The sequence below is a fragment of the Geobacillus sp. WSUCF1 genome, from assembly GCF_000422025.1.
GTDB classification, from domain to species: domain Bacteria; phylum Bacillota; class Bacilli; order Bacillales; family Anoxybacillaceae; genus Geobacillus; species Geobacillus zalihae.
In genome coordinates this window covers 1-19,996 of the sequence record NZ_ATCO01000055.1, presented here as the reverse complement: position 1 = coordinate 19,996, position 19,996 = coordinate 1, and the positions used below count along the sequence as shown (strand labels likewise).

The 19,996-nt window shown below is 49.3% G+C and carries 15 protein-coding genes, 1 pseudogene and 1 riboswitch; of the genes and pseudogenes, 13 read left to right on the top strand and 3 right to left on the bottom strand.

Translation table 11 applies throughout. From position 1 onward, the window contains the following. The first annotated feature begins 478 nt into the window (after positions 1–478). The 10 genes from I656_RS10045 to I656_RS10090 all read left to right on the top strand — a co-directional run bounded on the left by I656_RS10045 (position 479) and on the right by I656_RS10090 (position 11,898). The gene (locus tag I656_RS10045; protein ID WP_020754598.1) at positions 479–1,384 is read left to right on the top strand and encodes a DUF6282 family protein; all 906 of its coding nucleotides are present in this window, start codon (positions 479–481) and stop codon (positions 1,382–1,384) included. A 49-nt stretch (positions 1,385–1,433) separates the two neighbouring features. Beyond that, on the top strand, positions 1,434–2,162 hold the full coding sequence (locus I656_RS10050) for a PIG-L deacetylase family protein (RefSeq protein ID WP_020754597.1): 729 nt from the start codon (positions 1,434–1,436) through the stop codon (positions 2,160–2,162). Then, entirely contained in the window at positions 2,162–2,887 is a 726-nt protein-coding gene (locus tag I656_RS10055; protein WP_020754596.1) for a 4-carboxy-4-hydroxy-2-oxoadipate aldolase/oxaloacetate decarboxylase, read from the top strand. The genes I656_RS10050 and I656_RS10055 overlap by 1 nt, the downstream gene beginning before the upstream one ends. Before the next feature lie 27 nt (positions 2,888–2,914). Beyond that, positions 2,915–3,817, top strand: coding sequence for an NAD(P)-dependent oxidoreductase (locus tag I656_RS10060; protein ID WP_020754594.1), 903 nt, complete (start codon positions 2,915–2,917; stop codon positions 3,815–3,817). A gap of 82 nt (positions 3,818–3,899) precedes the next feature. Beyond that, positions 3,900–5,153 (top strand): MFS transporter, encoded by a 1,254-nt coding sequence (locus I656_RS10065; RefSeq protein WP_157856407.1) that lies wholly within the window; start codon positions 3,900–3,902, stop codon positions 5,151–5,153. Positions 5,154–5,210: 57 nt separating this feature from the next. After that, a complete protein-coding gene (locus I656_RS10070; RefSeq protein ID WP_013146168.1) occupies positions 5,211–6,041 on the top strand; it encodes an alpha/beta hydrolase in 831 nt (276 codons plus the stop codon). Between the two features lie 351 nt (positions 6,042–6,392). Continuing rightward, on the top strand, positions 6,393–8,324 hold the full coding sequence (locus tag I656_RS10075; RefSeq protein ID WP_033005233.1) for a sigma-54-dependent Fis family transcriptional regulator: 1,932 nt from the start codon (positions 6,393–6,395) through the stop codon (positions 8,322–8,324). Between the two features lie 200 nt (positions 8,325–8,524). Further along, positions 8,525–9,511 (top strand): thiamine pyrophosphate-dependent dehydrogenase E1 component subunit alpha, encoded by a 987-nt coding sequence (locus tag I656_RS10080; protein ID WP_013523101.1) that lies wholly within the window; start codon positions 8,525–8,527, stop codon positions 9,509–9,511. A gap of 27 nt (positions 9,512–9,538) precedes the next feature. After that, positions 9,539–10,558, top strand: a complete 1,020-nt coding sequence (locus I656_RS10085; protein WP_011230214.1) for an alpha-ketoacid dehydrogenase subunit beta — start codon at positions 9,539–9,541, stop codon at positions 10,556–10,558. 29 nt (positions 10,559–10,587) lie between these two features. Then, on the top strand, positions 10,588–11,898 hold the full coding sequence (locus I656_RS10090; RefSeq protein WP_020754588.1) for a dihydrolipoamide acetyltransferase family protein: 1,311 nt from the start codon (positions 10,588–10,590) through the stop codon (positions 11,896–11,898). 174 nt (positions 11,899–12,072) lie between these two features. Here I656_RS10090 and I656_RS10095 read toward each other — a convergent pair whose 3' ends face one another. Further along, positions 12,073–12,936, bottom strand: a complete 864-nt coding sequence (locus I656_RS10095) for an SDR family oxidoreductase (protein WP_015374074.1) — start codon at positions 12,934–12,936, stop codon at positions 12,073–12,075. Positions 12,937–13,166: 230 nt separating this feature from the next. On the opposite strand from I656_RS10095, the gene I656_RS10100 reads away from it, so the two are divergent. Continuing rightward, positions 13,167–13,460: an AbrB/MazE/SpoVT family DNA-binding domain-containing protein gene (locus I656_RS10100; RefSeq protein ID WP_033005228.1), complete on the top strand. Its 294-nt coding sequence runs from the start codon at positions 13,167–13,169 to the stop codon at positions 13,458–13,460. Between the two features lie 24 nt (positions 13,461–13,484). Further along, positions 13,485–13,904 (top strand): PIN domain-containing protein, encoded by a 420-nt coding sequence (locus I656_RS10105; protein WP_020754586.1) that lies wholly within the window; start codon positions 13,485–13,487, stop codon positions 13,902–13,904. Positions 13,905–14,053: 149 nt separating this feature from the next. On the opposite strand, the gene metH is transcribed toward I656_RS10105, so the two are convergent. Both metH and I656_RS0115220 read right to left on the bottom strand, forming a co-directional pair. Further along, positions 14,054–17,464 carry a methionine synthase gene (gene metH / locus I656_RS10110; protein ID WP_033005227.1) on the bottom strand — a complete coding sequence of 1,137 codons (3,411 nt, stop codon included), beginning with the start codon at positions 17,462–17,464 and terminating at the stop codon, positions 14,054–14,056. Continuing rightward, positions 17,457–19,303, bottom strand: a pseudogene (locus tag I656_RS0115220) (bifunctional homocysteine S-methyltransferase/methylenetetrahydrofolate reductase). The gene metH and the pseudogene I656_RS0115220 overlap by 8 nt, the downstream one beginning before the upstream one ends. Before the next feature lie 69 nt (positions 19,304–19,372). Beyond that, positions 19,373–19,475, bottom strand: a riboswitch (SAM riboswitch). Between the two features lie 307 nt (positions 19,476–19,782). Here I656_RS0115220 and I656_RS18605 point away from each other — a divergent pair. Further along, positions 19,783–19,953 carry a hypothetical protein gene (locus I656_RS18605; RefSeq protein ID WP_015374078.1) on the top strand — a complete coding sequence of 57 codons (171 nt, stop codon included), beginning with the start codon at positions 19,783–19,785 and terminating at the stop codon, positions 19,951–19,953. Positions 19,954–19,996 lie beyond the last annotated feature (43 nt).

Sequence of the window (19,996 nt, the reverse complement as noted above, 5' to 3'; positions counted from 1 at the left end):
GGAAGCGTAAAGGGTTCTTGGGCGTGGCTTGCTGTTCGGTGAACACGCACAAGTCGCTTGAAGCCCCACTTCTCAGCGAAGTGTAAGTGGTAGGTAGTTTACCACGATGAAATGGTCTGGCCTCCAACGATATACATGCAACATGAAGAGTTAACCTCTCCGTTATCCTGCACACCCTGAGCGTTGCAGCACTTCCTCCAAAGATCCTGTAGGCTCAATCTGCGAGCTGAGCCATGGGGGAAGGCAGTTCGTTGCAGGAGAAGGCAAATGTTAATTTTTTAATGAGCATGTATAGAGATTGTTAAAGAAGTCTGGTAAGAGTGGAGGAACATGCTGGTTTATTCAGCGACAAAGCTGAAACCAGCTTTTTTTACGAAATTTTTGAATGATTTTGTTGACATGATGAAGAATAGTATTTTATAATTCAATCATAAACAAAATTGTTTAACAATATTGTTTAAAGAAAGAGGGATGCTGTTTGTATGAAGAGTTGCTGAAGGATGCATATGATCTTCATGTTCATACCGGACCTGACGTGTTGCCGAGAAAACTGGATGATTTTGAGATGGCGGCACGGCTTCAACGGCTTGGCATGAAGGGATACGGCATTAAGTCCCATTATTTCTGCACCGCTGAACGAGCAGCTTTGGTCAATCGCCAGTTTCCCGGATTTCAAGCGGTTGGAGCAATCTGCCTAAACAATACAGTTGGAGGGTTAAACGCTGTTGCGGTGGAAATGGCGGCAAGAGACGGAGCGAAAATCGTGTGGATGCCGACGTTTGACGCTGCGAACGAACAAGAACATTTCATCAACAGCCCTCCTGTGAAATTGCCACATTGGGCGAAGTTGCGTCTAGAATTTGAGGCGCAAGGAAAGGCGTTGCCAACCATTCGAATTTTAGATGAAAACCATCGTTTGAAAAAAGAAGTGTACGACTGTTTGGAAGTGATGGCAAAATACGATTTGATTTTGGCGACGGGACATGTGGGCAAACAGGAAATTTATGAACTGGTGAAAGAGGCTCGTGCGGTCGGTGTGCGGAAAATCGTCATCACTCATCCAAACTTTCCATCGATCGCTTTGTCCAAAGAGGAACAAAAAGAGCTTGCTGAGATGGGAGCGATCATGGAACATTGCTTTACAACACCGGCATCAGGAAAGACGACGTGGGAGTCGGTATTTGCGGAAATTCGGTATGTTGGTTCCAAACATTGCATTTTATCCACCGACTTAGGCCAGCCGAGCAACGTCTACCCGGATGAAGGGCTGCTGGAGTTTGTTCGTCAACTCATTGAGCATGGCGGCTTTACACCGGACGAAGTCAAACGAATGACTGTCATCAATACAGCCATTCTCGTGGAAGAAGTCGCTTCGAAAGTGTAAGCGCAACCGGTTATAGAAAGAGAATAAGTGTTCGATAGGAGGAGAAGCCATGGATCAACACACAAACTTATTAGTCGTCAGCGCCCATGCTGCTGATTTTGTCTGGCGAGGCGGCGGGACGATTGCGAAATATGTAAAGGCTGGAGCCAATGTGTCGCTTGTGATTTTGAGCTATGGAGCGCGTGGTGAATCAAACGACTTATGGAAGGTGGAAGGACAGACTCTTGAAAACGTTAAAGCGGTGCGCCGAAGTGAAATCGAAGCCGCGGCAGAATGCTTGGGAGTGAAGGATTACGAGATTTGGGATTACGAAGATTATCATATGACCATCACGCCGGAGCGGACGTTGCAATTAGTAAGGAAAATTCGTGAGGCTCGCCCGAATGTGATTTTAACACATGGGCCGCGTGATGCGTTCAATCCCGACCATGAAACCGTTTCCCGTTTTGTGTTTGAAGCGTCCGTGTTGGCGACATCGGCTGGGGTGCGCGATGTCGATTTGCCGAAAATCAAGCAACCGAAACTGTTTGGCTTTGAACCGCACCAATCGGAGATTAGCGATTTCAAGCCGGAAGTGATCGTTGATATTACCGATACGTATGAACAAAAATATGCAGCGATGAATTGTTTCAAGGCGCAAAAACATTTAATTGACTATTATGCAGCTAAAGCAGCTTTGCGCGGCAACCATGCACGCCGGTGCTCGGGCAATCAACAATATCAATACGCGGAAGCGTTTAGCCGTTTTTTCCCTCTTGTAGGGGGTGAGCTTATCTGATGGAAAAATACATCATTCGCAACATTCAACGTCCAGCTTTGTCAATCATCGAGGAACTGAAACATTACGATGTGTCAACCGTGTATGAAGCGCAAGGAAAGCAAGGGCTGCTTTCTCCTAAACTGAAGCCGATTCAACAGGGGATATCGATATGCGGGCCAGCAGTGACCGCCGTTTGCTACGCGGGAGATAATTTAATGATCCATGCCGCCATTGAAGTGTGTCAGCCTGGAGACGTACTTGTCATCGCAACGATTGGCGAAGGAATTCATGGGATGATTGGTGAGCTTATTGTGCGTGCGTTAATGAAGAGGGGCGTACAAGGGCTTATTATCGATGCTGGCATTCGCGACGTAAAACAAATTCGCGAACTCGGCTTTCCAGTTTGGTCGAAAGCTGTTCATCCGGAAGGCACTACAAAAGCGAGGGGCGGTTGGGTGAACGCTCCCGCTGTATGCGCTGGCGTGCTCGTCCACCCAGGGGATCTCATCATGGCGGACGATGATGGAGTGGTAGTGATTCGCAAAGATGAGGCGGCTTCATCATTGGAGGCGGCAAAAAAACGCGTTGACAAAGAAGCGGAAACAAAGCAGAAAATTGAAAAAGGCGAGTTGAGCTTAGATTTTTACCATTTGCGAGCAACATTGCAAAGAGAAAATGTGGTGTACTACGAGAACGAGGAAGCGTTTCAAAAACGGCATTCTTTTGGAATCAAGGCGACATAAACGTTTTGAACGATGGGGAGATGAAAAATGATAGCACCATCGATTGGATTTATTGGATTTGGAGAAGCGGCTTTTGCCATGTCAAGCGGGCTGCTGGAAGAAAAGAAGATCACCTCTATTTTCGCCTATGACATAAACAGCGACCATCCTTTATATGGAGCTATGATCCGCGAGCGGGCAGCGGCGCTCGGCATCCCACTCACGGCTTCCTTGAAGGAACTTTGCGAAAACACAACACATCTTTTTTGCACGGCCAGTGCGAAAGTCGCGGAAATGATCGCGGAAAACATTCAGCCCTTTTTGCATACCGATCATTGTTACATTGATATGAACGCGGCTTCTCCGATGACAATGGAGCGAGTGGCGGCACGCATTGCCGAAACAGGAGCCTCATTTATCGATGCGGCAGTGATGGACACTGTTCCTCTGAAAAAGCATAAAGTGCCAATCTATGTCAGCGGATCGAAGGCGCTCGGGTTTGCAGAAGAAGCCAATGGATGGGGGATGAATGTCACATTCATTGGCGAAACTCCTGGAAGTTCGTCAGCCATAAAAATGTTTCGCAGCATTTTTATGAAAGGGGTTTCGGCATTGTTGCTTGAGACGCTGCATGCAAGCCGAATATATGGGGTTGAGGAGACGGTGCTGGCTTCTCTAAATGAATCGATAACCGCACGGCCGCTGCAAGAAACAGCGGATTTGCTGCTGCCGCGCACCGCTATTCATGCGGAGCGACGGGTGGCAGAAATGAGCGAAGTGATGGCCACGCTCGGCATGCTGGGCATTGATGCGACAATGTCTGAGGCGGTGAAGGCAAAGTTGCAATGGCTGGCCGATCAAAGAATACGTGAACAATGGAACGGCCAGCCGCCTAAAAGTTATGATCAATTGCTGACGATGCTCAAGGGGGAAGAGAAGAAAGAATCATAAGCAAAGGAAAATAAAAGAGAGTTGACTGATGGCGTGAAGCATGGTCACAAAAAGCGAATTTTTCAAAGGGGAGAGAAAAGCGATGAATCACGGAGCAGTGAAATGGTGGCGATATGAAAATATCATTATGGTATCTTTTGGATTGTTATGGGGGTTGATTTTTTTAGATCGACTTGGTATTACGTATATTTTTCCAAATATAGCTGCTGATTTACAGCTTACCAATGCGCAGCTGGGTTTGACAATGTCCATTGTTGCCTTTACATGGGGGATTAGTAGTGTAATTTTTGCGTTTATCTCTGATTCAATTGGAAAGAGAAAAAACTTTCTTGTTTTCTTTGTCTTTATGTTTTCTATAGCGACATTTGGAGTAGGGTTGGCTCAATCAATTATTGCGTTACTTGTTGCCCGAGCCATCATTGGTTTGGCGGAAGGACCTTCTATTCCTCTGATTCAAGCTTCGATGATGGCTGAATCCACTCCTTCTAGAAGAGGTTTTAATGCGGGGTTTATTATCGCTATGTCTTCTTTAATAGGTGGGCTAACTCCCACATTGATTGTAGCGATTGCCGGTCACTTAGGTTGGCGATATGCTCTGTATTCCATGTCTATACCAGGCATTTTGTTAGGTATCTTTCTATGGATTTATATGCGAGAGCCGCGTCTTTCTAATGAATCAGAGAAGGATGTTAGTCATGTTTCAAAAATGAAGTGGAGTGACGTAAAGATAGTTTTGAAAAGTCGAAATGTATGGCTATGCGTAATAGGTGCTATTTTTCAAATGGGGGGGCCAATTTTAACGTTTTCAAGTTTTGGACCTTTATACTTAATGAAAGAAGGAGGGTTTTCACAAACAGCAGCTGCAGCCATTTTCAGCATTTATGGTATTGCCCAGTTTGTTTGGTCAGCATTAATGCCGTGGCTTTCAGATCGCTTTGGTCGTAAACCTGTTGTGTTAACGGTGATGTTTGTGCAAATGTTGCTGCCCATCTCATTTTTGCTTTTCCACAATATACACGGAATGATCGTGTTAGCTGTTATTACATTTAGTTGTGGATCATGCCTAGCTCCCTTAACATTTTTTACCATTCCCGGAGAATCTGTTCCCCCTGTTTCGGCAGCGACGGCTATGTCTCTTGTGAATCTTGTTGGAGAGGTAATTGGGGGAACGTTAGGACCAGCGTTAGGCGGCATGTTTGCTGATCGCTATGGTATCGCTGCACCTATATGGATCGTGTTGTTAGCAACAATTGTTACATTTATTCTATTTTTAGGGTTAAAAGAAACGGCCCCTGCCAAAAGGAATTTTGAATTTTCGAAGACAATTGCTCAATAATGGTGTATCTAAGGAAAGAATTTTTAGTCTTATTGCAATTTGTGGGAGGGAATGAATATGACAAAGACGTATTTTGACATTCCATATGCTTCGTTATCTGAATCACAAAAGTTAGACATCTATTTACCGGAGAAAGGGGAAAAGCCATTTCCAGTCATTATTTCTATCCATGGAGGAGCATTTGCTTTCGGAGATAAAAAGGGCCCAGATTGCGAGGCTGCATTGCATGGATTGGAGCGAGGGTATGCTATTGCTTCTGTGAATTATCGTTTGAGCGGTGAAGCTACGTTTCCGGCCGATATTGAAGATGTAAAAGCTGCGATTCGATTCTTGCGTGCCCATGCTGATGAATTTTCGCTTTGTTCAGAAAAATTCGCTGTATGGGGCGGATCGGCAGGAGGGGCTTTAGCGGCATTAGTTGGAACTTCAGGGGATGTTCCGGAGTTTAAAAATCCTACTATAGGATATGTTGAATACTCTGACCGAGTGCAAGCGGTTGTTGATTGGTATGGGCCTATCAATTTTCTGACTATGGATGACCAATTTATTGAAATCGGTATCGAAGGTCAAATTCATAATTCCTCAGATTCATTTGAATCGAAATTGATGGGGCAACAAATTACTCTCATCCCAGATTTAGTTGCCAAACATAATCCAGAAACCTATATTACGCCAGATTGTCCTCCATTTTTGATTCAGCATGGGATGAAAGATGATATCATTCCGTATTTACAATCTGTTGAATTTGCTAAAAAATTGGAGTCAGTTATCGGAAAAGAAAACGTCATTCTCGAGCTGTTTGAAAATGCGGGGCATGGTGGGCCGGAATTTCATTCAGAAGAAAATATTAGAAAAGTATTAGATTTTCTTGATGCGCGTTTGAAATAAAATCGCATCTTTAAATCGATGAAGGATGTTATGCGATAAAGTAGGCTTGTCTGTTCATGAAGGAAGAGGGTGTCCCAAAAAGGTCGGGACACCTTTTCTATTGCAGCATATACACATAAAAGGTTTCACGCACGAAGAAAGGCCTCCATATCTGCCTAATTGGTGCGAGGCGGCATGGTCAACAGCTCTGTTCAGTACCTATCTCCTGTCTCGAAAGTTTTGGTCATTTTTAACAAATGCTCATGGACGAATGTGAGATCATTTTTTACACTTTCGTCGAAATACAAGAAAGGAAATCTGCGAGAGAAAGAGAAAACAGAAAACAAAAGCAACCACGGAGGTGAACATAAGATGGCCGTGACCAGCGAGCAAGTGAAAATCATGTGGGAAAAGTTCGTATTTCATAACGAGCTCGATCCCGATTTGCCGCCCATGATTCGAGACTCTTGGCTTCGGTCGAAAAAAGCGATGGTTGATCCGTTTCGGCCGTACGGGTGGATTAAAGAAATCGACAATGAAAAGTACCGCTCCTTGATCGATTGGTCATTGCCGTTAATGGAAGGGTTGTATTCGATTGTCAAAGGATCTGGATTTTTGGTGATCCTGTGCAATGAAAACGGACAGTTGCTTTTGTCGATTGGCGATCGCGAGCCTTTAGCGAGGGCGGAAGAAATCGGATTTATCGCGGGGGCGGACTGGAGCGAGCAAGTGATGGGGACCAACGCCATTGGCACATCGATCGCCATTGATCGTCCGATTCAAGTGTTTGCTGAGGAACATTACACGAAAATATGCCAGTCATGGACGTGTTCCGCTGCCCCCATCCATGATCCCGACGGCCGAATCATTGGTGTATTGAATATGTCAGGACCCTATGAAAAAGTGCACTCTCATACGCTAGGAATGGTTGTATCAGCCGTAAAGGCGATTGAGTACCAACTAAAATTACATGAGAATGCTGAAAAAAACGTGATGATGCAACGGTTTTTGGAAGCGACAACGAACAATATGAAAGAAGGTATTTTAATCATCGATCGCGATGGGAAGATCGTAAAGGCGAACAACCAGTTAAAAAAGCTGTTCCGTATACCACAACTGCAACTGGAAGAGAAAAAGCTCGACGATCTTTTCAATGATCCCTCTATCTGTTCGAACCACCCGCTTCATTTGCAAAATCAAGAGCTGCATCTAAGCGTCAAGCCTTCAAACGCGGTGCACCATGTGTTAGTTGACAAGATTCCAATTTACGAGAAAAAAGAACGAATCGGATCGATGATCATTGTAAAAGAAATTGAAAAGGTACGCCAGTTTGTCAACCACCTATCGGGAAACCAAGCGAAAATCACGTTTGCGGATATGATCGGGCAACACCCGTGTTTCATTGAGAAAATGAACGAAGCGAGGCTCGCCGCAGCGACAGATTCCAACGTGTTAATATTAGGGGAAAGCGGAACAGGAAAAGAGATGGTGGCTCAGGCGATTCATAATGAGAGCAAGCGGAGAAACAAACCGTTTATTGCCATTAACTGTGGAGGCATACCGCGTGATCTCCTTGGCAGTGAGTTGTTCGGATATGTGGACGGGGCATTCACAGGAGCGAAAAAAGGGGGAAGCGCCGGAAAGTTTGAGCTTGCCAATGGGGGAACGCTTTTTTTGGATGAGATTGGCGAAATGTCCTTGGAAATGCAAGTGTTGCTTTTGCGCGTTATTCAAGAAAAGGAAGTGATGAGAATTGGCGGGCATAAAGTGATCCCTGTTGATGTCAGAATCATCGCGGCGACCAACAAAGACCTTCGCCGGGAAGTGCAAAAAGGCAGTTTTCGTGAAGACTTGTTTTTCCGGTTGAACGTCATGCCGATTGTTCTTCCGCCGCTTCGAGAAAGAAAAGAAGATATTCCGCTTCTCGTCCGTCATTTTATTGAAAGACTGGCTCACAAACGAGATAAACCGTTTCCTGAGATACGGTCCGATTTCTTAGAGGCGCTTATGCAATACGATTGGCCAGGAAATATTCGCGAGTTGCAAAATATAATCGAGCGGGTGCTGAATCAATGCACCAAACCTATGTTGACAGCAGCGGATTTGCCGGAAGAAATTTTTCAGCCGTCCTGCTCGTCTCAAGTCAGGGAGAACGTAGACATCTCCCGAAATGAGATAAAAAAGCAATCCATCATCGAGGCGTTAAAGCAGTGCAACGGCAACATTTCCAAAGCTGCCCGTTATTTAGGCATATCGAGGAGCACATTTTACCGGCAAATGGATAAATGGAATATTCGGTATTGACTGTCCCATTTTGTATCAAAGTGTAGCGACAAAGTGAAACAAAATGAAACACTTTGTCGCTGTTTTTGTTTAGGTTGGATCAAAAAGACGGCTTTGGATAAACAATTTGGCGGACGAAGAAAAGGAAACAAGCGTTGGAACGATTTTTGCTTTATAGAAATGATGAAAGCGGTACCAATCAAGTGAAGGAGGAGAGGAAGTTGGCCATTTCCAAGGATCATCTTCTTTGGATGTACGAAACGATGTACAAAATTCGCTGCTATGAAGACAAAATGGCGGAGGCGTATGCCGAAGGGAAATCTCCTGTGTTTAATATCGGCGCGGGGCCGGTGCCAGGGGAAATGCATTTGGCCACTGGACAAGAACCGGCTGCAGCTGGGATGTGTGTTCACTTGAAAAAGGAAGATACGGTGACTGCCCCTCACCGTCCGCATCACCATGCGATTGCCAAAGGGGTGGATTTGAACCGGATGACAGCAGAGATTTTCGGAAAAGCCACTGGACTAGGAAAAGGAAAGGGCGGCCATATGCATTTGTTTGATCCTGACGTCAAATTTTCCTGCGGAGGGATCGTTGGGGCTGGGATTCCTCATGCCCTTGGCGCGGCGCTGGCGGCCAAGAAAAGGGGGACGGATTGGGTGGCGGTTGCGTTTATCGGCGAAGGAGCCGCCAATCAAGGGGCATTTCATGAATCGTTAAATATGGCGGCATTATGGAAACTGCCATTCATTGTTGTCATTGAAAACAATCAATATGGAATTTCTGTGCCGAAAACGGCGTCTACAGCGGTTCCCTCGAATGATGTACGGGCAGCCGCCTATGGCATTAAAGGATACTATGTCAAAGACAACGACCCGATTGATATGTACAACGTATCGAAAGAAGCGGTTGAACGTGCACGAACTGGACAAGGGCCGTCGATTATTGAGATTGAAACATACCGTTATTTAGGACATTTCCAAGGCGATCCGGAAGTATACCGGGATAAAAATGAAGTGACGTTGCTTCGCCAAAAAGACCCCATTATTCGCCTTCGCAACTATTTATTGAATGAATGTGGGGTAACAGAGGAGACGATTGCACAGCTGGAAAACAAAGCGACATCTGAGGTCGATCAGGCGTACGCGTTTGCGAGAGAAAGCGATTATCCCAAGCCGGAAGAGGCATTGGAAGATGTGTTTGTCTAATTTCATAGGAGAAAGGAGTTTTGCCATATGCAACAAACAAAACAGCGGCTGTTAACGGGAAATAAGGCGCTGGCTGAAGCGATTCGCCTTGAGATGGAGAGAGATCCGAACGTCTTTGTGATGGGAGAAGATGTCGGAGTATACGGTGGGATTTTTGGAGCGACAGAGGGATTGTTCCAAAAGTTTGGACCGGAACGGGTCATCGATACGCCGATTTCTGAGACCGCGTTCATCGGTGCTGCCATCGGCGCCGCTGCGGAAGGAATGCGGCCGATCGTGGAGCTGATGTTTGTCGACTTTTTTGGGGTTTGTATGGACCAAATTTACAACCATATGGCGAAAATTCCGTACATGTCCGGCGGCAGGGTGAAACTGCCAATGGTATTGATGACGGCGGTGGGAGGCGGTTACAGCGATGCCGCCCAGCACTCGCAAACGTTGTACGCCACCTTTGCCCATCTTCCTGGGATGAAAGTCGTCGCTCCGTCGACGCCATATGATTTAAAAGGGATGATGATTTCCGCTATTCGCGATGATAACCCTGTTGTCTTTATGTTCCATAAAACCTTGCAAGGGCTCGGCTGGATGGATCAGCTTGATGCTTCGATCGGGCATGTACCGGAAGAGGCGTATACTGTGCCGCTTGGGAAAGCAAATATTGTGCGCGAGGGAACGGATATCACCATTGTCGGTATTCAAATGACAGTGCATCAGGCGCTCGAAGCGGCCAAAAGACTTGAACAACAAGGCATTCAAGCGGAAGTGATCGATTTGCGTTCTCTTGTCCCATTGGACAAAGAGACGATCATTCAATCGGTTAAAAAGACACACCGCTTACTTGTTGTTGATGAAGACTATCTGTCGTACGGGATGACGGCGGAAATTGCCGCGATTGCCGCTGAACATTGTTTGTATGATTTGGAGGCGCCGGTGAAGCGGATTGCTGTTCCGGATGTGCCAATTCCTTATAGCCGTCCGCTTGAACAATTTGTATTGCCAAATGCCGATAAAATTTTCCGTGAGGCGATCCAACTCGTCAATGAATAAGGAAAAGTTCGTTCCAAGGGAGGCAGCTTATGGTTGTCGAAGTGACATTGCCCAAATTATCCGATTCCCATGATGAAAGTTTCATTACGTTTTGGCACGTTTCCGAAGGAGATGCGGTGGAAAAAGGAGCCACGCTAGTGGAAGTGCAAACAGAAAAGGCCGTTTCAGAAATTCACGCTCCCGAGTCAGGAACAGTAAAAGAGATCAAAAAGAAACGAGGGGATACGGCCAAGGTCGGCGAAGTACTGGCCGTCATTGCCGTCGAAACGTTTGCTCCGGACGGCGGAGATCCGCAGACAGAGATCAAGATCACCCCACGCGTAAAAAAACTGGCCAAGGAGCTTGGCGTCGATTGGAGTACGGTCACACCGACGGGGGCGAATGGCAAAATCACGGAAGACGATATTCGTCGTGCGGCGAGCGCGGGAAAACAAAGGACTCCTCAAAAAACATTCGTGGCTGCCCCGTCAGTGCGAAAGTTTGCCCGCGAGCAGAACGTGTCTTTAGAGGAAATCACTCCAAGCGGAAAGAACGGAAGAATATTGAAAAGCGATATTGAAGCAGCATTGTCGGTTCGGCAGCAAAAAGCAACAGATGAGGCTGCTGCCAGTGTTGAGATTTTAGAGAAGCAGGAAAGCCGGGAAAAAGTGCGCCGAGTGCCGCTGACAGGCATCCGCAAGGCTATCGCCAAAGCGATGGTGCGGTCAACGCGGACCATTCCGCAAGTCACCCATTTTGGCGAGGCCGATGCGACCCGTCTTGTTCAACATCGCCGACGGATCCAACCGCTAGCCGAGCAACAAGGGGTAAAACTGACCTATTTAGCCTATGTGGTAAAAGCGCTGGCAGCGGTGTTGAAAAAGTATCCAATGCTCAACGCTTCGCTTGATGAGGAACGAGAAGAAATCGTTATTCACGAATTCATTCACATTGGGTTTGCGGTTGACACTGACCGTGGATTGCTCGTCCCGGTAATTCGTGATGCGGATCAAAAATCGTTGTTCCAAATTGCGAAAGAAATTGAAGAATTGACGGCGAAGGCGAGAGCGGGAACGATTCAAGCGGTGGAGATGAGCGGAGGGACATGCACGGTTTCGAACATCGGCTCGGCCAATGGTTCGTGGTTCACGCCGATTATTCATTATCCACAGTCTTGTCTTTTAGGAATCGGGAAAGTTGAGAAAAAACCGGTGGTCGTCGATGATTCGATTGAGATTGCTTCTGTGATGCCGCTGTCCCTTACTTACGATCACCGTCTTATTGATGGGATGATGGCCCAACACGCCTTAAACGAATGCCGAACGTACTTGTCTGAACCGGATTGGCTGCTCGCTATATGACAAAAAACCGCCCGCCCCAGTAGTGGGACGGACTGAGAGAAGAGGGGCACCTTGTAAAGAAGTAGAGGAACATCGTAGCTTTATCGTACTCGTTTTTTTACAATCACGCCATATTTTTGTGAGAAAAGGTAACGCGATTTTGTTAAAAATGATTGGCAACAGCGGTGGCTGCGGTCAATCGCTGATGAACTTGCCGCCATTTACATGAAGCATTTGCCCGGTCATGTACGACGATTCGTCGCTCGCCAAAAAGACGTAGCACGGGGCGACTTCGCACGGTTGGCCGGGACGTTTCATCGGGGTGTTGGCGCCGAATGTGGCGACTTGCTCGCTTTTGAACGTCGACGGGATGAGCGGCGTCCAAATCGGGCCTGGGGCGACGCCATTGACGCGAATGCCTTGGCCGACGAGCGCTTTGGCGAGCGAGCGGGTGAAGGCGACGATCGCCCCTTTTGTCGCCGAGTAGTCGATGAGCTGTTCGTTTCCTTCGTAGGCGGTGACCGAAGCGGTGTTGATAATGGCGCTTCCGTTCTTTAAGTGCGGGAGCGCCGCTTTCGTTAGGAAAAAGCAGCCGAATACGTTCGTGCGAAACGTTTTTTCCAGCTGCGCGGCGGTGATGTTGAGAAAGTTCGGCTGCGGGTGCTGTTCAGCGGCGTTATTGACGACGATATCGAGCTTGCCGAACGCTTCGATCGTCTGTTTCACCGCTTCTTTGCAAAACGCTTCATCCCCGATGTCTCCCGCCATCGCCAGGCACCGTCTTCCTTCCTGTTCGACAAGCCGTTTCGTTTCTTCGGCGTCTTCATGTTCGTTGAGATAGATGATCGCCACATCGGCTCCTTCCTTGGCAAAATGGACCGCGACCGCCCGGCCGATGCCGCTGTCGCCGCCGCTGATGATGGCGACTCTGTTTTCGAGCTTGCCGCTTCCTTTATAGGTGTCTTTGATGGTGACCGGCTGCGGGTTCATCTCCGTTTGCAGGCCGGGCTGGCGCGTCTGGTGCTGCGGGGGCAGCGTCGTTTGTTGCTTTGTGACCATGTTTGTTCCTCCTTAGCATGTATTGTCATCGTTAGTATGGGACGGAGGAGGGGAATTATGTGTGAAGAGGGGATGGACCGTGCTGTTCAATAGATCTGGAAATTTGGGGAACATGTTTTTCTCTTCTGTTTTTTCGTTTCTTGCCATAGAAGTCTTGGGGGATTAGACAATCTTTACTTTTTGATTAAGCAAAGATAAAATGATTAGCAAAGAGGGAAGGAGGATTTGTGATGAAGCCATCCTCACATGAAACGTATACGTATTACTCCACACTTTCTTCGAAACATCAAGTGACGATTCCAATGAAGATCAGAGAAGTGCTTGGGGCAGAACCGGGAGACCAAGTCGCGTTTGTTTATGGGGAAAATCAAGAGGTGACGTTAAAGGTGAAAAAGAAAGATGCGTTGCTATCTTTGTTCGGCACCATGCCGCCTAGGGGGGACAGTCGTCCGATGACATGGGAGGATATTCGCAAACAGGCGAAAGAGGAACGGATGTCCAAGAGGGAAAAAGACGTGGAGTAGATGATAGGGAGAAGAGGATGAAAGGTGTATATTTTAGATACGAACATCATCATTCGTTTTTTAACCAATGACGATGAAGAACAATCTTTGGTTGCCTATCGGGTATTTGAAAAGGCGGTCAACGGTGAATTTGCGTTTCTATTGCATCCTCTTGTCGTGGCGGAATGCTGCTGGGTGCTCGAGTCGAAACGGTACGGGTATACGAAAGGAGAAATCGCAAGTAAGCTGAAGCAAATCATGGAGGCTTCTTGTATTAAGACGATAGACAAAGAAGTTGTTGGAAAGGCATTGGACGATTACGCCCGTTGCAGTGTCGATTTTGCTGACGCGTATCTTTCGGCGCTGGCGCAGCACACTGCATCCATCCAAGGGATCATCACCTGGAACGAAAAAGATTTTCGTCGGCTTGGCGTGGAATGCTATATGCCTGAATCCATCATTTGAATCAATGATGGTTGACACTTGAACAAACATCGCGATTTTCCCAGAGCGCCAATCCCCGTCTTTTTTTGCTGCAAAACGGGAAACGCCAAGGTGCGTAAAAAAAGCAAACGAGCTGGCTCACATAGTCCAGCTCGTTTCTCGTTCCCCGCTTATAACACATTGAAATACCGCGCTTCCGGATGGGCGAAGACGATCGCGGAAACCGATGCTTCGGGTTCCATCATATAGCCGTCGGTGAGACGGATGCCGATGTCTTCTGGATGAAGCAGACGGAACAGTTTCTCCTGGTCTTCCAAGTTCGGACAGGCCGGGTAGCCGAACGAGTAGCGCTGGCCTTGGTATTTGGCGGCGAAGCGCTCTTCCATCGTGAAATCCGGGTCGTCCGGGAAGCCCCAGCGGTCGCGCATAATTTGATGGACTCGTTCGGCGAACCCTTCGGCAATCTCGAGCGCCAACGCTTGGATGGCATGGCTTTTCAAAAATTCGCCTTCGTCTTTCCACTGTTGGGCGAGTTCGCGGACGCCATGACCGGCCGTGACGGCGAACAAACCGACGTAATCCATTTCGCCGCTTTCTTTCGATTTCAAATAATCGGCGAGGCAAAGATGCGGCGCCCGCGGCTGGCGCGGAAAGTCGAACATCTCGAGCACTGTTTTGCCGTCAGTCGGATCGTAAATGTAAACCCGGTTGCCGTCGCTTTGCGCCGGGAAGAAGCGGTAGACGCCGGCAGGCTGAATCCAGCGGCGCTCTTTCGCTTCGTGGACGAGTTCGTCGATGACCGCTTTTAACGCCAACGCTTTTTCGTCTTTCTCTTCAAGCAACCGTTTCACTTTTCCTTTCAAGCCGAGGTGGTGGCCGAGCACCATTTGCCAGTTGACGTACGGCAAAATGTGGTCAAGCGGCACGTTTCGCAGCACGTGGCGCTCGAGATCGGCTGGGATGTAGACGGGAACGTCGGTCGAGACGTTCGATTTGACCGCTGTGACCACCGTCGTTTGCCGCGTTGGCTCGCTTTCGGCCGTTTCTTTTTTCTTGTAGTCAATCTCGCCCTGCTGGATTTGGTTGGCAAGGGCGAGCCCGTCCATGGCGTCTTTTGCGTACAAGACGATGCCGTCGTATTCGGGCGCGATTTTGTTTTCGGTAAATTTGCGCGTCAAGGCGGCGCCGCCGACTAAAATCGGGGTCGAGATGCCCGCTTGGCGCAAGTCTTGGGCGGTGACGACCATCTGTTGAGCCGATTTCACAAGCAAGCCCGACAACCCGATGATGTCCGGCTGATGTTCGCGCACCGCTTCAATGAGTTGCTGCGGAGCGACTTTAATGCCGAGGTCGATCACCTCGTAGCCGTTGTTGCTTAAAATGATGTCGACCAAGTTTTTGCCGATGTCATGCACATCGCCTTTGACGGTGGCGAGAATGACTTTTCCTTTTGTGCTTCCTTCTTTCTTTTCCATATACGGCTCTAAAAAGGCGACCGCTGCTTTCATCACTTCCGCGCTTTGCAATACTTCAGCGACGATAAGCTGGTTGTTGTTGAACAGCCGCCCGACTTCATCCATGCCGGCCATGAGCGGACCGTTGATGATGGACAGCGGATCGGAGTAGGTCTCAAGCGCCTTTTCCAAATCGGGAATGAGCCCGTCTTTCGACCCTTCAATAACGTAGCGGGCGAGCCGCTCTTCCAAGCTCAAGTTCGTCTGCGCCGGTTTGGCGGCGGTGATTTTGCTTCGGTAAAATTCGATAAAGGCGTTTAATGTTTCGTCGTTTGTGTCAAAAAGAAGCGCCTCAGCCATTCGCACTTCCTCTTCCGGAATCGAGGCGAACCGCTCCAATTTCTCGGTGTTGACGATGGCGTAATCGAGCCCGGCTTGCGTGCAATGGTACAAAAAGACGGAGTTGAGCACCTCGCGCCCGGCCGGCGGCAAGCCGAACGAGACGTTGCTGATGCCAAGCATCGTCAAGCAATGAGGCAGCCGCTCTTTAATGAGGCGGATGCCCTCAATGGTTTCTTTCGCCGCGCCGATGTATTGCTCATCGCCGGTGCCGACCGGGAAGACGAGCGGGTCGAAAATGATGTCGCGCTCGGGGACGCCGTAGCGGTTCACCAGCAAGTCATACGAACGCAAGGCGATTTCCAACTTCCGTTCGGCGGTGACGGCCATTCCCTGTTCATCGATCGTGCCGACGACGACGGCGGCGCCGTATTGATGAAGCAGCGGCACGACTTTTGCAAACCGCTCCTCGCCGTCTTCCAAGTTGATCGAGTTAATGATCGCTTTTCCTTGCGAATAGGTGAGGGCGCGTTCAATGACGCGCTCGTCGGTCGAATCGATGACAAGCGGCACTTTCACTTTTTTCACGACTTCGCGGACGAACTGCTCCATGTCATGGAGTTCGTCGCGGTCTGGGTCGGCGAGGCAAATGTCGATGACATGGGCGCCGTTTTTCACTTGGGCGCGGGCGATTTCCGCCGCTTCTTCGTATTTCCCTTCGGCGATGAGGCGCTTGAATTTGCGCGAGCCGATCACGTTTGTCCGCTCGCCGACAAAGAGCGGACGCATCGTTTCATCATAGATGAGCGCCTCGATGCCGGAAACGGCGTGGACATCAAACGAAGACGGAATCGCCCGCGGCGGGAGATCACGCACCGCTTCGGCAATGGCGCGGATATGATCCGGCGTCGTGCCGCAACACCCGCCGACGATGTTGATCCATCCCTTTTCGGCAAAGCGGCGGATTTTCTCTGCCAACATCTCCGGCGTTTCATGATAGCGGCCTTCCTCATCCGGCAGACCGGCGTTCGGGTAGCAGCTGACCGCCGTGTCAGCGAGCGAGGCGAGCGTGCGCAAATGGTCGGTCATAAACTCGGGGCCTGTCGCGCAGTTTAAGCCGACGGCGATCGGCTTCATATGGCGCACCGAGATGAAAAACGCATCGATCGCCTGCCCGGCGAGTGTCGTGCCCATCGGTTCGATCGTGCCGGAAATCATGAGCGGCACGCGGCGACCGACCGCTTCAAACGCCTTCGAAATGCCGAGAAAACCGGCTTTGACATTCAGCGTATCTTGGCACGTCTCCAGCAACAGAAGATCGACGCCGCCCAACAGCAGTCCGCGCGCTTGTTCTTCGTAGGCGGCGACGAGTTCTTCAAACGTTGCGCCGCCTGTCACCGACAACGTTTTCGTCGTCGGCCCCATCGAACCAGCGACAAAGCGCGGCCAGTCCGGGGTGGAGAACGACTCAGCCGTTTGTTTGGCGAGTTTGGCCGCTTCGATGTTCAGCTCAAGCGCCAAATGACCGAGGCCATATTCGTCAAGCACGATGCGTGTCGCTCCGAACGTGTTCGTTTCAATGATATCAGCACCGGCTTCTAGGTACGCTTCATGAATGCGGCGGATGACATGCGGGGCGGTGAGGGTCAAATATTCGTTGCACCCTTCATACGCCTCGCCGCCAAAGTCGGCGGCCGATAGGTTGGCGCTTTGGATCATCGTGCCCATGGCGCCATCGATGACAAGAATTTTTCTTTGCAGTTGCTGTTCTAAGGTGACGTTAGCCATGAACAACCTTCCTTTCTTTGGCGGCCGCTTCTTTTTCGTGAATGTAGCGGACGAGCTCGACCGTCATGTCGTAGCGCAAGAACGGCGTGATCAAATAAATGCCGTTAAACAAATCAAACGCAGCGTCAATGAGCGATTTGGCGATAGCGATGCCTTCCTTGGCTGCTTGCACCGGGTCACCGCTGCAGGCGGCCATGCGGGCGCGAATCTCGTCAGAGAGCGTAATGCCCGGCACTTCATGATGCAAAAAGTCGGCGTTGCGCGCGCTCACAAGCGGCATAATGCCGATGTAAATCGGTGTGTCAAGATGCTTGGTCGCTTCGTGCACTTCAACGATTTTCTCTTCCGAGTAAATCGGCTGGGTCAAGAAATAGTGGGCGCCGCATTGAATTTTTTTCTCCATTCGCTCAACTGCTTTATCCAAATGGCGGACGTTCGGGTTGAACGCAGCGCCGATCGAGAAGTTCGTTTTTTGCCCAAGCGGTTTGCCCGAGTACGACAGCCCTTCGTTAAACTGGCGGATCAAGCGGATCAAATCGAACGATGATAAATCATACACCGACGTTGCTCCTGGGAAGTCGCCGATTTTCGACGGGTCGCCGGTAATGGCGAGCACATCGGTGATGCCGAGCGTATGCAAGCCCATCAAATGCGACTGCAAGCCGATCAAATTGCGATCGCGGCATGTAATATGCACAAGCGGGCGGATGCCGAGCTGCTCCTTGATGATCGTGGCGACAGCGGCGTTGCTGATGCGCGGCGTGGCGAGCGAGTTGTCGGCCAACGTCAGCGCATCGATGCCGGCGTCATGGAGCGCTTTCGCCCCAGCAAGAAACTTGTCAATCCCCAATTTTTTCGGCGGATCCAGCTCCACAATGACCGAGCGGCGCGTGCGGGCGAGCTCGGGAAGCGGAGTCGGCGCGGGCCGATCGGCTTGCACCGATACAGATGCCGTGCGCCGCTTCACCGTTTTTTCCGTCACCGGCGTCCGGTCGGCGAGCGCCTTTGCCATTGCCTCAATATGTTTCGGCGTCGTGCCGCAGCACCCGCCGATCAAGCGCACCCCTTGGTCGCGGAACGCTTTGGCTGTTTCCTCGAAATATTCAGCGTTCGTCTCATAGACAAGCCGGCCATCGCGGTAATCCGGGAGGCTGGCGTTCGGATACGCCGACAAAAACGCCTGCTTCGGCAGCGGCACTTCCTCGAGCGACCGAAGCATATGATATGGACCGAGACGACAGTTCAGTCCGACGACATCGGCCCCGAGCGCCTCTAGGCGAGCAAGGCGTCCGCGAGCGGCGTGCCATCTTGCAAGACGCCGACTTCATGGAGCGACACATGGGCGATGATCGGCAAATCCGTTTCTTTGCGGGCGATGGCAAGCACCGTCTCCAACTCTTCCAAATCGTAATACGTCTCGAGCAGCACGCCATCAACCCCTTCAGCCAGCAGGACAAACAGCTGCTCGCGAAACGTCCGTTTCACTTCTTCGAGCGTGACGACGCTTTTGTTTAACGTGCGCAGCCCCCCGATCGTCCCGAGCACGTACGCCCGCTCGTTCGCCGCTTGCCTGGCGAGCCGCACCGCCGCGCGGTTGATGGCCGGCACCTCATCTTCAAGGCCGTAGCGGGCGAGTTTCACATAGTTGGCGCCGTATGTATTCGTCTGAATGACGTCGGCGCCCGCGGCGATATACGCTTCATGAATATGGACGATTTCATCTGGATTGGATAGATTCAATTCTTCAAAACAACGGTCAATGCCGTGCGAATATAAAAGCGTTCCCATCGCCCCGTCAGCGATGAGAATGCGTTGTTTCAACTCATCGAGCAGCCCCACATTTGATTCCCCCGTTTCCTTAAAGTAAAAGAAAAAAGTCTTCTAAGAAGAAGACTTTTCGTTCGCTTCTTCTTATCTTCCAGGCATCCGCCTGTCTGGATTTAGCACCTTGGCCGCGGGCCAGGTTGCTGAGGGTTCACCGGGCCAGTCCCTCCCCCTCTCTTGATAAGAATGTCCGTATGCAATTGTGCGGTGACGTTTTGATGATTACTATATAATTTAATGTATTTTTCGAAATTATTCAATACGGTGAAGCAAGGAAATTTCAAAAAGAATTTCTTGGATCAACGCTTACCTTGTACCAAGCTCTTAAAAGCATCTCTGTTTCATTTCAATAGCATGAAATATGTCGAAATATGTAAAAAAGACAAAATTGTCGAACGATTTCTCTTTTTTTTTAGAGTCAAGGTGTATGATTAAAATGGATGATATTAACAAGGAATTTACTAGAAACCGCATCGCAGACAGGAGTGAAGTGGGTGAAACAATGGTCGTGGCCGTATTTTATTCTGATTAGCCTGCCGCTTGTTGTGTTGATTGGAGTTGCTTTTCGCCTAAAAGCGGCCAGCATGCCCATCAAAATAGGATTTATTGTATTGGTGCTGCTTTACGGCGGGGTTTATTCTCGTTTAGTGCGAAGGATGAGATAGACACAGAATGTTTTTGAAAAAAGTTTTGGCTCTTCACCACAAC

Excerpts from the sequence above, each read along its gene's own strand:
- I656_RS10050 (WP_020754597.1), top strand. The coding sequence starts at position 1,434 with ATGGATCAACACACAAACTTATTAGTCGTCAGCGCCCATGCTGCTGAT.
- I656_RS10055 (WP_020754596.1), top strand. The coding sequence starts at position 2,162 with ATGGAAAAATACATCATTCGCAACATTCAACGTCCAGCTTTGTCAATC.
- I656_RS10060 (WP_020754594.1), top strand. The coding sequence starts at position 2,915 with ATGATAGCACCATCGATTGGATTTATTGGATTTGGAGAAGCGGCTTTT.
- I656_RS10065 (WP_157856407.1), top strand. The coding sequence starts at position 3,900 with ATGAATCACGGAGCAGTGAAATGGTGGCGATATGAAAATATCATTATG.
- I656_RS10070 (WP_013146168.1), top strand. The coding sequence starts at position 5,211 with ATGACAAAGACGTATTTTGACATTCCATATGCTTCGTTATCTGAATCA.
- I656_RS10075 (WP_033005233.1), top strand. The coding sequence starts at position 6,393 with ATGGCCGTGACCAGCGAGCAAGTGAAAATCATGTGGGAAAAGTTCGTA.
- I656_RS10085 (WP_011230214.1), top strand. The coding sequence starts at position 9,539 with ATGCAACAAACAAAACAGCGGCTGTTAACGGGAAATAAGGCGCTGGCT.
- I656_RS10090 (WP_020754588.1), top strand. The coding sequence starts at position 10,588 with ATGGTTGTCGAAGTGACATTGCCCAAATTATCCGATTCCCATGATGAA.
- I656_RS10095 (WP_015374074.1), bottom strand. The coding sequence starts at position 12,936 with ATGGTCACAAAGCAACAAACGACGCTGCCCCCGCAGCACCAGACGCGC.
- I656_RS10100 (WP_033005228.1), top strand. The coding sequence starts at position 13,167 with ATGAAGCCATCCTCACATGAAACGTATACGTATTACTCCACACTTTCT.
- metH (WP_033005227.1), bottom strand. The coding sequence starts at position 17,464 with ATGGCTAACGTCACCTTAGAACAGCAACTGCAAAGAAAAATTCTTGTC.